The 13,051-nt window shown below is 57.8% G+C and carries 9 protein-coding genes and 1 pseudogene; 1 reads left to right on the top strand and 9 read right to left on the bottom strand.

The features are described from left to right. Positions 1-149: 149 nt before the first annotated feature. The 4 genes from ydcS to PFEN_RS02725 all read right to left on the bottom strand — a co-directional run bounded on the left by ydcS (position 150) and on the right by PFEN_RS02725 (position 5,677). Positions 150-1,301 (bottom strand): putative ABC transporter substrate-binding protein YdcS, encoded by a 1,152-nt coding sequence (gene ydcS / locus PFEN_RS02740; protein ID WP_191485496.1) that lies wholly within the window; start codon positions 1,299-1,301, stop codon positions 150-152. 86 nt (positions 1,302-1,387) lie between these two features. Further along, positions 1,388-2,878, bottom strand: a complete 1,491-nt coding sequence (locus PFEN_RS02735; RefSeq protein WP_191485495.1) for a gamma-aminobutyraldehyde dehydrogenase — start codon at positions 2,876-2,878, stop codon at positions 1,388-1,390. A gap of 106 nt (positions 2,879-2,984) precedes the next feature. Next, complete coding sequence (locus PFEN_RS02730) at positions 2,985-3,899, bottom strand: LysR family transcriptional regulator (RefSeq protein WP_191485494.1); 915 nt, start codon at positions 3,897-3,899, stop codon at positions 2,985-2,987. A 140-nt stretch (positions 3,900-4,039) separates the two neighbouring features. Continuing rightward, the gene (locus PFEN_RS02725; RefSeq protein WP_191485493.1) at positions 4,040-5,677 is read right to left on the bottom strand and encodes a diguanylate cyclase domain-containing protein; all 1,638 of its coding nucleotides are present in this window, start codon (positions 5,675-5,677) and stop codon (positions 4,040-4,042) included. 601 nt (positions 5,678-6,278) lie between these two features. Here PFEN_RS02725 and PFEN_RS02720 point away from each other — a divergent pair. Further along, complete coding sequence (locus PFEN_RS02720) at positions 6,279-6,563, top strand: hypothetical protein (protein ID WP_191485492.1); 285 nt, start codon at positions 6,279-6,281, stop codon at positions 6,561-6,563. Positions 6,564-6,786: 223 nt separating this feature from the next. Here PFEN_RS02720 and PFEN_RS02715 read toward each other — a convergent pair whose 3' ends face one another. The 5 genes and pseudogenes from PFEN_RS02715 to PFEN_RS02695 all read right to left on the bottom strand — a co-directional run bounded on the left by PFEN_RS02715 (position 6,787) and on the right by PFEN_RS02695 (position 12,963). Further along, a complete protein-coding gene (locus PFEN_RS02715; RefSeq protein ID WP_191485491.1) occupies positions 6,787-7,599 on the bottom strand; it encodes a hypothetical protein in 813 nt (270 codons plus the stop codon). A 74-nt stretch (positions 7,600-7,673) separates the two neighbouring features. Then, a pseudogene (locus PFEN_RS02710) lies at positions 7,674-8,675 on the bottom strand (DUF2515 family protein). 195 nt (positions 8,676-8,870) lie between these two features. Further along, positions 8,871-9,761: a hypothetical protein gene (locus PFEN_RS02705; RefSeq protein WP_191485490.1), complete on the bottom strand. Its 891-nt coding sequence runs from the start codon at positions 9,759-9,761 to the stop codon at positions 8,871-8,873. Further along, positions 9,758-10,759 carry a DUF2515 family protein gene (locus PFEN_RS02700; RefSeq protein ID WP_224770872.1) on the bottom strand — a complete coding sequence of 334 codons (1,002 nt, stop codon included), beginning with the start codon at positions 10,757-10,759 and terminating at the stop codon, positions 9,758-9,760. Before PFEN_RS02700 ends, PFEN_RS02705 begins: the two co-directional genes overlap by 4 nt. Further along, entirely contained in the window at positions 10,756-12,963 is a 2,208-nt protein-coding gene (locus PFEN_RS02695) for a type VI secretion system tip protein VgrG (RefSeq protein WP_191485489.1), read from the bottom strand. The genes PFEN_RS02700 and PFEN_RS02695 overlap by 4 nt, the downstream gene beginning before the upstream one ends. Positions 12,964-13,051: the final 88 nt, after the last annotated feature.

The following is a 13,051-nucleotide window of genomic DNA, read 5'->3' as shown; positions in this document are numbered from 1 at the left end:
TTTACGGCTGCTTCGCAGCCGAGAGTGGCGGTGCGGCGTTCCGACAAGCCCGCTCGCCACAAATCTCGGCCCGACTTGGGGCCAGTTCTTAACTGAATGGCATTGGAGGCAAGCCCGCTCGCCACAAGTTTCGTTATTGCCTGGGGGTATTACCTGCCGCCCATGATCGCAATGTAGTCCTGGGTCCAGCGGCTGTACGGCACGAACTTGCCGCCCGCGGCCTGGGGCGTGGTCCAGAAAGCAATCTTGTCGAAGTGGTCGAAGCCGTTGGTCTTGCAGCCTTCAGCTCCCAGCAACTCGCTCTCCTTGCAGGCCGCCGGTACCGCCGGCAACGAACCGAACCAGGCCGCGACGTCACCCTGGACCTTGGGTTGCAACGACCAGTCCATCCATTTGTAGGCGCAGTTCGGGTGCTTGGCATCGGCGTGCAGCATGGTGGTGTCGGCCCAGCCGGTGACACCTTCCTTCGGAATGACCGAGGCCACCGGCTGCTTGTCCGCCTGCAGGCCGTTGACCATGTAGCCCCAGGAACTGGAGGCCGCCACACCTTCGTTCTTGAAGTCGCTCATCTGTACCGTGGCGTCATGCCAGTAGCGGTGGATCAACGGCTGCTGGGCGCGCAGCAGGTCGAGCACGGCCTTGTACTGGGTTTCGGTCAGCTCATAGGGATTCTGGATGCCCAGCTCCGGTTTGGCCGACTTGAGGTACAGCGCCGCGTCGGCGATATAGATCGGGCCGTCATAGGCCTGTACGCGCCCCTTGTTCGGCTTGCCGTCCGGCAGGTTCTGCGCCTCGAAGACCACGCCCCAGCTGGTCGGTGCCTGCTTGAACACGTTGGTGTTGTACATCAGTACGTTCGGGCCCCACTGATAAGGCGTGCCGTAGGTCTGCTTGTTGACCACATACCAGGGCGCATCCTTGAGACGCGGATCGAGGTTCTTCCAGTTCGGGATCAGCGCGGTGTTGATCGGTTGCACGCGCTTGCCGACGATCAGTCGCAGGGAGGCATCGCCGGAAGCCGTGACCAGGTCATAGCCGCCCTTGGCCATGAGGCTGACCATTTCATCGGAGGTGGCGGCGGTTTTCACGCTGACCTTGCAGCCGGTTTCCTTCTCGAAGCCCGTCACCCAGTCGTAGGCCTTGTCGCTTTCGCCGCGCTCGATGTAGCCCGGCCAAGCGACGATATCCAGTTGGCCTTCGCCCGCACCCACGGCTTTCAGCGGCTCGGCGGCCTGGATCGAGACGCTGGCCAGCAGCGCGGTGGTCATTGCACTGAGCAGTGCGATCTTGTGCACGAACATGGGGATTCCCTCTTCTTTAATTATGGTCGGGGCAGTTGAACGTGATGCAGCGTGCCGTCGCGGGCTGGTTATTAGAGTAGAGCGTGTTACAGATGCTGGCCGTGGCGCGCCATGATGTGGCGTACCACGCTGTAGTCCTGAAGCGAATCACTGGACAGGTCCTTGCCATAGCCGGAGCGCTTGAGGCCGCCGTGGGGCATTTCGCTGACCAGCATGAAATGGCTGTTGATCCAGGTGCAGCCGTATTGCAGGCGCGCGGCCACCTGCATGGCCTTGTCCAGGTTCTGGGTCCAGACCGATGACGCCAGGCCGTATTCCGAGTCGTTGGCCCAGTCCACCGCCTGGCTCAGTTCATCGAAGCGGGTCACGGTGACCACCGGACCGAACACTTCGCGCTGGACGATCTCGTCGCTCTGTCGGCAGCCGGCGAGCAGGGTCGGCTGGTAGTAGAAGCCGGCTCCGGAATGCACGGCGGCTCCGGTGATCCGTTCGATATGCGGCTGGCCGAGGGCACGCTCGACGAAGCTGGCGACGCGGTCACGCTGGCGGGTGCTGATCAGCGGCCCGATTTCATTGTCGGCGTCGCGCTTGCCGGCGAACCGCAGACTGCTGACCGCCGCGCCAAGATCGGCCACCAGTTTGTCGTGAATACCGGCCTGGGCGTAGATCCGGCAGGCGGCGGTGCAATCCTGCCCGGCGTTGTAGTAACCGTAGCTGCGCACGCCTTCGACCACGGCCTGCAGATCGGCATCGTTGCAGACGATCACCGGTGCCTTGCCGCCCAGTTCCAGATGGGTACGCTTGACGCTCTTGGCGGCGGCCTGGAGGATTTTCTGGCCGGTGACAATATCGCCGGTCAGCGACACCATGCGTACTTTCGGGTGGCTGACCAGATGACTGCCGACCCCTTCGCCACCGCCGCAGACAATATTGAGCACTCCGGGTGGCAGCAGCTCGGCGAGCATGGGGGCCAGGGCCAGGATCGACAGCGGCGTGTGTTCCGATGGCTTGAACACCAGGGTGTTGCCGGCGGCCAGGGCCGGGGCGATCTTCCAGGCGGCCATCATGATCGGGTAGTTCCACGGTGCGATGGAGGCCACTACGCCAATCGGGTCGCGACGGACCATGCTGGTGTAGCCCGGCAGGTATTCGCCGGACAACTGGCCGGTCTGGCAGCGCACCGCGCCGGCGAAGAAACGAAACACGTCGACGGTGGCGCTCAGGTCGTCCTGGCGGGCCAGGTGCAAGGGCTTACCACAGTTCAGCGATTCCAGGCGGGCGAGCAGGTCGGCGTTTTTTTCCACCGCATCGGCGATCGCCAGCAGGCGATCGGCGCGTTGTTGCGGAGTGGTCCGCGACCAGCCGGCAAAGGCCCGGTGGGCGGCGAGGATGGCGCTTTCGACCTGTTCGCTGCTGGCTTCGGCGATATGCGTGAGCACCTCCCCCGTGGCCGGGTTGAGGATCGGCTCGACCACGCCGAGGCCGCCAACGAGTTCACCGTCGATCAGTAACGCCGTGAACAGTGGGGTCGGGTGCGCGCCAGCCATTTTGCGAGTTCTCTTTTCTTGTGTGGCCATGGAGCGTCCCCTATCGCTGGAGTCCGGCCTTTCTCTAGATGGATGGCAAGAGACTAGTGGGCGGACGGGAGGTCGACAAATACTAAATACTGAATGCGGCGTTCGATTAAATCGATGGCTTGCGTCCGCCATGAGGTTGTTCACGGGCCACGGTCAGGAACGGGTCCACCAGCGGCGGCCGGGCGGTGCCCCGGCGCCAGGCCAGGCCGACGTCGAGAGTCTGGTTGAGGTCGGCCAGCGGCCGGGCTTCGATGATGTCGCCTTCCAGCGACCAGGGGCGGTAGGTCATGTCCGGCTGGATCGATACCCCCAGCCCGGCTGCCACCAGGCTGCGCACGGCCTCAGTAGACGCGGTGCGCAGGGTGATCCGCGGTTGCAGGCCGGCACCACGCCACATGCGTTGGGCGTTGCGGTCCATTTCATCGACGTTGAGCTGGATCAGCGGCTCGCGGGCCACGTCCGCCAGGTTGATGCTGTCGTGTTCCAGCAGCGGATGCTGGGCCGGCAGCCACAGGCGATGCGGCGAGTGGGTCAGGACCTCGGTCTGCAGGGCATGACGGTCTTCAAGGTTGGAGAGGATCAGCACCCCGACATCGATCTCGCCGCTGACCAGCAAGTGCTCGATATAGGGGCGCTCGTCTTCCATCACGCGGATCTCGACGTTGGGGTAGGCGCGCTGGAAACGGGTCAGCAGGTCGGCGAGGTAGTAGCCGGCCACCAGGCTGGTCACGCCGATGGTCAGTTGTCCGGCGACCTGGTCGGTGCTTTGCTGCAGGCTGCGCTTGGCGTTGTCGACGGTGGCGAGGATCAGGTGCGCCTGGCGCAGGAACTGGTGGCCCTGGTGGGTCAGGGTCATGCCCTTGGCGTGGCGGTTGAACAGGCTGACGCCGATCTCCTGCTCAAGCTGCTGGATCGCCAGGGTCAGGGTCGACTGGGAAATGAACACCGCCTGGGCCGCGGCCGAGATCGAGCCGGTCTCGGCCACGGCGATGAAGTGACGGATCTGACGCAGGGTCATCATGGGCGCACCAATGCCGATCAGCCGGCAGGTTGTTCTTATGGATACGACCCAGTGTATATCTTTTTAATCGATAGCCTTGCGGACGACAGCTGCGAGCTGACCCGTGCTGGAGGCGCTCTGATCAGTGCAAGTCGCCACCCTTATGCCTCTGTGTGAAAATGCGCCTGGCCCTTGCCCGCATGCTTGGCGCGGTACAAGGCCTGGTCCGCCAGGCCCAGCACGTCGCTCAGGTCCGGGGCATCGAGAGGCCACAGCGCGCCGCCGATGCTGCAACCGATCCGGGCGTGGACGTCGTGCACCAGGAAGGTTTGCCCCAGGCTGGCGAGCACGCGCTGGGCAATGCTTCGCGCCTGGTCAATGGCATCGTGGCGCGGTACCTGCAGGACCATCAGAAACTCATCGCCGCCCAGGCGCGCCACCAGGTCGCCTTCGCGCAGGCAGACGCGCAAGCGACTCGCGACTTCCCTGAGCAGCTCATCGCCACCGGCATGGCCGAACTGGTCGTTGATCGGCTTGAAGCCGTCCAGATCCAGGTAGAGCAAGGCCAGGCAGTAGTTCTGCGCCTGGCTGCGCTGCTGGGCACGGGGCAGATATTTTTCCAGTGCGGCGCGGTTCGGCAGGCCGGTCAGGGCATCATGGTGGGCCAGGCTTTCCATCATGCCCAGGGCGGTCTGGTGATTGCTCAGGCTGTCCACCAGATGGCGGATCGACTGGCTCAACTGGGCGATTTCCCGGGTGCCCTTGACCTCGGGAATCTCCATGGATTCGCCGAGGCTCAACCGGTCGGCGGCCCTGGCGATAGCATGCAGCGGTCGAGTGAACCAGGTGGCCAGCAACCAGCCGATAAAGGCGATGACCACCGCCAGGGCAATGCCCCAGACCAGGATATCGCGCTGCAATGCCTTGGCCGGGGCGTAGGCTTCGTCAAGCGTCTGGCGCGACACCACGGTCCAGCCCAGCCCTGCGTAACTGCCGTGACCGCGGCTCACGGCAACGCCCGTGAGGTAGTCATTGCCGTCCGGCCAGCGTTGGACGCCCCAGCGGGTCTGCTGGGTGCCAAGGTTGTCGAGCAGGGGCAGGGGCAGCGCCTGGCCGATCGCTTCCCTGGGGCCGAGGATGACTTGATGGTTGGCGGTGACGACGAAAAACTCCGCGTCGCGCCGGGCCTGGATAGGGTTGAGCAAGGACTGGCGCAATTCTTCGGCCCAGCCCCAGGAGAGATGCGCCGCGAGTACCCCGACTTGATTTTGTGACGGTTCATTGCTGAACACCGGCAAGCTGATGTCGACGAACTTCATCGCCTCGCCCTTGGGGTTGGGCAACAGTTTGGACAACAGCTTGGCATCATGCACATCACCGACGAACAATTGCTCCCGGCCCTGGGTGTATACCGGCCGCTCGCTGATATCGGCTTGTTCCAGAAGACCTTGGGTCGCGGCCTTGACGACGCCGTCGGGCGCAATGAAGCCGACCCAGGCGAAGCTTGGGAACTCCTCTTGCACATGCTCGAGCAGGCGGCGGATCTGCTGGGTGTCCGTGGCCTGTTGCAGGACCTGCAGGTGGCTGACGACGCTCAGCAGCTTGACCCGGCTGGCCATGTCGCGGTCCAGCCGATCGGACATCTGGTAGGCGTTTTCGGCCAGGTCCTGGCCGATTTCATTGATCATTCGCGAATTGGAGTCGTGGCTGATGAGTGAGCCCAGCAACCAGCTCAACAGGCTGACCAATACGGCGATCATCAGCGCGAAGCGACTGCGCAGGCTGGGCAGAACGGGCATGAACCAGGTTCCTGGACCTAGAGGATTGATAGGATGCGCGGGCAACAATGGCCGTTTGCTCGGAAATGAAGCTCGCTGAGCTTGTGCGCGTTGTCGCAAAGCGTCCGCTCAGGGGGATAGCCTGGTGGCTATCACGCAATGCCGCGACCCGCGGCTGGATAAAGGATGGCACAGGCCTGGCGACGCTGCCTGTCATTTTAAAGGGCTGCAGGCGATCGAGTGCGAAAATCGGGATGTTGTGGCAATGGCTCCTGGATAACTCGGACTGATAGTCATGATTGACCTGTGCAGTGACTAGTATTTCAAGGTGTAAAAGCGGCGACTATTCGGTGAGTGGCTGGACTATAGTTCGGTCGTCACCGACGCCTCGGTGATCGATCTTAGCCGGTCGAAATTCCTCACGGAGCTTGGGCTCCGCCATTACAATGCTGGCGCTTATTACTGCCTGACGTTTGCGTTATGGCGGTTGTGCGCGGGACATCTTCGGGTGTGTCGGGTGTAGCTCCATAGGACCCGGTCGGCTAACCCGCGTACAGCTGCCACCCTGATTTTGCTTAGCCGCAAAAGGTGGTGGCTCCTAATTCCTAATGGAGCTTTAGCAATGACTCAATATCGCCCGCTGCAAAGCAACCTCACCGAAGTCCCTGTTCTCTCCCTCAATCTCGATGCCCCGGTGCGTGATCTGTATGAGTGCGCCATCCAGCGCATCAAGGCCGCCCGCGACCTGAGCCACAGCCTGACCTGCATGAGTATCGGCAACACCTGCGACCGTGATCTTCAGCACTTTGCCGGTGCCAGCTGCTTGCTGTTGCAGGATGGCTGCGATGCGCTGGATGCGATGCAGGGTCGATTCACCGACCGAATCCACAGCGCCCCGGTATCCTGACCGAACACGGTACTGTAGGAGCCAGCTTGCTGGCGATGATGTCCGCTAGATCGAGGTCCTCATAGTCGGCAATTCGACTCCTACGCGGGCCAGTGCGGGCCTAAAAGACCGTGTATTAGTTAAACGTCCAGCCCGCGCTCACGTTCCGGGTAAATCTATAAGTTGGAGAAGGGTAGACTTTCCATAGGTGAGTGAGAAGTTGAAATTTGACTTTTGCAATGGGTCACAAATTTAACTCTTTGATCAGAGGGTCTTGATACGACTCATCAATTTCTATACCGGCGGCTCGGGCTTTGGCTTCCAGTTCTTCGCGTTGTTTTTTTGCGACCGCTAGCACGTCGGGTAGTAGCTCTTTCCAGCGAAGCTTGTCATCGCCTTGGAAGGGCGCTCCCAAGAACTCTGCTTCTGTTGAAAAGCTTAAACTTATTAGGTAGGTACCTCTTTTGTCTGGGTGTTTTTTTGAAAGTTGACGCCATGCTTTGAGATGTAGGTATGAGTGGTTGTTGTAAAAATACCAATTATAAAATGATCCTATTTTTAACCAGCGTTCAACGTCGATTTCATAGTTTGGATCTAGCCAAGGATGGCTGGATACATACTGTCCTAATATTTCGCGCGGCGTATCAATTTTATTCATCTCTTTGCCCGAAATTCTCGGGTCGCTTCTTCCATAGTAATGCCTCCAGCCTGCTCGTTGGAGTCCATCAATGAGCCGATATAGAGCGTCTTGATAGTCCGTGTGTAGGCTGTCGTCGGGGAGCCCTCTTAGAGTGATGTCGATGCTTTCTATCTGGTTGCCATATTTGCTCCATATGTCAGACGTGATGGTAGTCGCATTTTTTAGTAGTAAAGTATGCTCTCCAGTTTTGATTTTGACGGTTGGTAGCGTTTTACTATTGTGTGAGTTTGACAGGCTATACCAGCAAACGCTGGAGTTTTTTGAGCAGTCAGACTTAAATGGAAATGGACTGCGAGTTATGACTGAGCTGATGTCTTCTTGGAGTTTTATTTCAATAATCGGGTGTTCTTTTTGCATGTTGGAATCCTCTGTTCTGTAAGTTTCCTTGCGGGAGATTAGTAGCAAAAAAAATATCAATATTGTTAGGTGTTTCACTCGAGGTTTTGCCAGTTTGAGATCGATGTTATGGATGATTCCATGTTTTCAATATCCTTTTGCATTTGTTTGTGATATTGGTGCGCGATTCTCCCTATAAATTCCATTCTGTCGGCTTTGTTGTAAAGGTCACCCTCTGTCATTTGCACGCGAAGATGTTCCTCTTCTACGTTGCATGCTGCGCTGAAGGCTGCGACTCTCAGAGGAAAGTAAGGGAGCCCTTCTGTCAAGGCTTGAAAATCCAGCACTTTTTGGAATGTATGGCTCTCATAGATAAGCGGCTGCAAAACCTCTAGCTGTTCATGGTCGGCAATGGCTAAAAGTGACTAAAATTGCAAACTTGGTTTGTCTGCGGTGGTGGCTTGTTCATATTTTTTGATAGCTTTAAAAGCTTCAAAAATATGGTGGTTTACCTGGAAGTAATTCAACGTCGCCAGCGCCTCTTCCGCCCATGGCAAGCTCTTCAGCCCCGCCAGTGCCAATTCAGGACAGTTCAGCGCATTCCGCTCCAGCGCACACTCCTCGAACTGCTCGGGAAATTGGCTGTAAAACCAGTGCCAGACAAAAATGTCCTGGAACAACCAGAAATTACCTTTGCCCAGCCCGTCCTTGCCGATGGCCATTGGATTGGGCAGATAATCTCCCACCGAGACGGCCAGCGCGTCGGGTATGAAATCCAACCCGCACTTGACCTGTTTACTGGCAAAGGCCGCCAGGCCCATCCAGTAGAAACGCCCCTTCAGTTCGGGTTTGCCACCGTCTTCCAGCTCCAGATAGAACCGCGCATAGGTCGCCGCGATGCGCGCGGCACGAGCACTGAAACTGGCGACCAACTCGTTGCGCACCTGTTGTGAATAGGGATCACGCTTCTCCACCGTCAGCCGGCGTATCGCTTCCTGCTGGCCCCAAGCCCAGAGTATTTCGCAACCAAAAGTCTGCTTCGAAAGCGAACCGGGTCGGGTGTTGGTGGTGCAGGTGAGGATCGGATCTGCGCTCATTGCTTGCGACTCCTTTCGTAACTGTCAGCGCCCTCCGGGACGTGGAATTTGTCCCAACTCAGAAACGCCTTGAGGTCCTGGGCGGTTTGGGTCTTGACGCGGGGGAGAAGTCCGTTGGCGTCGTTGGTGACAACCAGGAAAAGAGGCAGACTTTTCATGGGTGGGTAAAAATTGAAATTTGACTTTGGTATTGGGTCACAAATTTAACTCTTTGATCAGAGGGTCTTGATACGACTCATCAATTTCTATACCGGCGGCTCGGGCTTTGGCTTCCAGTTCTTCGCGTTGTTTTTTTGCGACCGCTAGCACGTCGGGTATCAGCTCTTTCCAACGAAGCTTGTCTTCGCCTTGGAAGGGAGTTCGCCAAAATTCTGCTTCTGTTGAAAAATTTAAGCTTATTAAGTAAGTGCCTCTTTCGTCTGGGTGTTTTTTTGAAAGTCGACGCCATGCTCTAAGGTGCAGATATGAACCGTTGTTGTAAAAATACCAATTATAAAATGAGCCTACTTTAAGCCAGCGATTTATGTCGATTCTGTAGTTTGGGTCTAGCCAAGGATGGCTGGATGTGAATTTTCCAAGTACTTCCCGTGGTGTATGAATTTTGTCCATCTCTTTGCCCGAAACTCTAGGGTCGCTCCTGCGGTAGTAGTGAATCCAGCCAGCACGTTGGATACCGTCGATTAGTTGGTATATAGCATTTTGATGGTTCGTGTGTAGGCTGTTGTCGGGAAGCCCTCTCAAAACAATTTCTATGTTTTCGATTTGACTACCGAATCTATCAAAGATGACAGTGCTTATTCTTGACGCATTATTTAATAGTAGCGTGTGAACCCCCGTTTTTATACTGGCGATAGGGAGTTCTTTGCTATTGGGCGAACGAGAAATTTCATGCCAACATACACCCACTGCCGCTAAGCAGTCAGGTTTGAATGGCATCGGGCTGCGTGCTATGACATCATTTATATCTTCGTGAAGGCTGATTTTGATGATAGGGGGGCTGTCTTTCATTTTTTGCTTCTCTGGATTACTCGAGGTGTCGCAAGCGGTGAGTCCAAGTATTAGTGCTGCCACCAAGATTTTTTTCATGCGGCATTAGACCAGTTGGATATAGAGGTAATGCGCTCCTCCATGTATTCGGTGTCGTATTGCATTAGTGAATGGTATTTGTTTGCAATTTTTGTAATGAATTTCATTCTGTGCGTTTCGTTGTACAGATCCCCTTCCGTCATTTGCTCTCGAAGATTTTCTTCTTCTACATCACATGCCGTACTGAAAGCTGCAACCCTTAAAGGGAAACCGGGAAGCCCTTCTGTCAATGCTTGGAGGTCCAACACTTTTTGGAAGATTTGATTCTCGTAGATAAGTGGCTGCAGGATTTCTAGCTGTTCATGGTTGGCTATGGCTAAAAGTGAGTCGAACTGCAGGTCTGGCTTGTTATCCGTGGCGGCCTGTTCGCACTTCTTGATAGTTTCAAAAGCTTCAAGGATATGAGGATTTACCTTGAAGTTATTCAAAGTCGCCAGCGCCTCTTCCGCCCATGGCAAGCTCTTCAGCCCCGCCAGTGTCAATTCAGGACAGTTCAGCGCATTCCGCTCCAGCGCACACTCCTCGAACTGCTCGGGAAATTGGCTGTAAAACCAGTGCCAGACAAAAATGTCCTGGAACAACCAGAAATTACCTTTGCCCAGCCCGTCCTTGCCGATGGCCATTGGATTGGGCAGATAATCTCCCACCGAGACGGCCAGCGCGTCGGGTATGAAATCCAACCCGCACTTGACCTGTTTACTGGCAAAAGCCGCCAGGCCCATCCAGTAGAAACGCCCCTTCAGTTCGGGTTTGCCACCGTCTTCCAGCTCCAGATAGAACCGCGCATAGGTCGCCGCGATGCGCGCGGCACGAGCACTGAAACTGGCGACCAGCTCGTTGCGCACCTGTTGTGAATAGGGATCACGCTTCTCCACCGTCAGCCGGCGTATCGCTTCCTGCTGGCCCCAGGCCCAGAGTATTTCGCAACCAAAAGTCTGCTTCGAAAGCGAACCGGGTCGGGTGTTGGTGGTGCAGGTGAGGATCGGATCTGCGCTCATTGCTTGCGACTCCTTTCGTAACTGTCAGCGCCCTCCGGGACGTGGAATTTGTCCCAACTCAGAAACGCCTTGAGGTCCTGGGCGGTTTGGGTCTTGACGCGGGGGAGAAGTCCGTCGGCGTCGCTGGTGACAACCAGAGGGGCGGTTGCTCCAGGAACTGCGATGGCGACCTTGATCCCTTTCAGCGGCGTGCCGGAACGGTTGAGCAACTGCATTTGCTCATCGTGAGCTTCTTGGAATGTGCTGTCGGGTGCGAGATGTGTGGTTCCTGCCTGTCCCGTGGCGACGGGGCTAAGAGCAGGCAACACGGCAATGCCCGCACCTGTACCTGCGATCCCAGCGGCATCGGGGCCTACTCGACTGATGCCGTTGCTGTCGAGTTTGATGAAGTGGCCGCCCACCTTGATCGTCAATTCGGCACCGGCCTCGATAACGATTTTTTCGCCCGCATGGAAATGAATTTCCTGGCCGGCCTCGACGAGGTAGCCCAGCCCTGCTTTTACCTGTTGGCTCTTTCCCACCGTCAGATGGTCATCACCTTTCACCTCGACGCGACGATCCTGGTGAACCGTGTGATGTTCTTCAGCCTTGAACTCGGCATAGCTGTTGGCGCCGATGCTTTCATGTCGTTCATGGCCGACCTGTACCTGCTGGTCGTGTTCGATGTGCTGCTCGAAATCCCGTTGGGCATGTACATAGATCTGCTCCTGGCCCTTGAGGTCGTCGATACGGATTTCGTTGCTGCCGCCACCACCCGGGCTGCTCTGGCTTTTGAACACGCTGCGGGTCTTGTGCGCGGGCAGCAGGTAGGGCGTTTGTTGCGCGGCGTTGTTCAGGCAACCGACGATCAGTGGTTGGTCCGGGTCGCCTTCCAGAAAAGTCACCAGCACTTCCATGCCGACCCGGGGCAGGGTGATGGCGCCATGACCCGGGCCGGCCCAACCGGATGCCACCCTTAACCAGCAGCTGCTTTGAGCGCCGGTTTCATCCGCGCGGTCCCAGTGGAACTTCACCTTCACCCGGCCATATTCATCACAGTGGATTTCCTCGCCCGGCGGCCCGGTGACAATGGCGGTCTGGGCATTCAGACGACGAGCTTCACGCGCTCGCAGCGCTGGGCGAAAAAACACATCCCACGGCGTGGCGAGAAAGCTATTGCGGTAACCCTGGCGGAAATCGCTGTCGGCACTGCTCGGGCTCGGCGCCGACTCCTCCAGCACCTGTGGCTGTTTACCTTCGTGGGTAAGCTGGGTCAGCAGCCAGAGATCGTTCCAGTCCGGCTGTGGATGATCGGTCAGGGTCATGAGGTGGCCGCTGACCAACTGTGGCTCATTGCTCTTGCCCGAGGCCTGTCGATAGTCGCTGCGGTGGCGTTCCAGCTGGCGGCGATTGAGCTGTTTGCCGGCGGCGTCCTGCTTGAAGTGGCCCGGGTAGCGATAGTCCTCCAGTTCCGGTTGCGCTGTGGCGTCAGAGCTGCGGGTCGTCCGCTCCAGCAAGGTATGCGGTTTTTCGAAGTCGTAATCGCGCAAGGCGGCATGACTGCTGCGGGTTTCCAGGCGCAGGTCGAAAGACTGGATGCTCGCTGTCGCGGCCACGGTGCCACTGTCCGGCACATAGGGCACCGCGTCGGGTAGCCGGCGAAAGAAGGTCTGGTCATCGCCGAAGGCCAGATGGTGGTCCGCCGGGCTGTGCTGGAAGTGGTAGTGCAGGCCATCTTCCTCACATAACCGCTGGATGAAATCCAGGTCGGACTCGTTGTACTGCACGCAGTACTCGCGAGCGGGGAAGGGCTTGGCGAGGTTGAAGCTGAAGGCATTGCCGAGGATGCCGTGGTCCTTGAGCACCTGGGCGATGATCTGCGGCACGCTCTGGTTCTGGAAAATACGCTGGTTGAAGCGATGGCCCAGATAGGTCAGGTGCGGTACGAGGGTGAGGTGGTAGTGCGTCCAGTGCTGGCCGGTATCGCCCTGGCCGATGCCGTAGACCTGGCCGTGAACGCCCGCGCCGCCATCGTTGAAGGCGAGAAAGCCGCGCTGGTGCAACAGCTCGTCGAGGTTCAGGTCCGGGCGTCGGCTGACCAGTTCCAGCTCGAAACGGTAGGGCTGGCTGATGGCTTCGCTGCCGCTGAAGGCCAGCACCTGAAGCTCGGGTTCCAAGCCCGGAAGGCTCAAGATAAAGCGGTTTGGTGGCGCTGAAATGAACATGCGTAGTCCCTTACTCTAGCGGTAAGGGAGAGTCTGCTTGTCCTTGGTGGTGCGTTTGAATAGTGCGGCTAAAAAATAGAAAAGCCTT

Origin of the sequence: Pseudomonas sp. FEN, from assembly GCF_904067045.1 — a bacterium.
GTDB lineage: Bacteria > Pseudomonadota > Gammaproteobacteria > Pseudomonadales > Pseudomonadaceae > Aquipseudomonas.
This window is presented reverse-complemented; position numbering and strand designations above follow the sequence as displayed.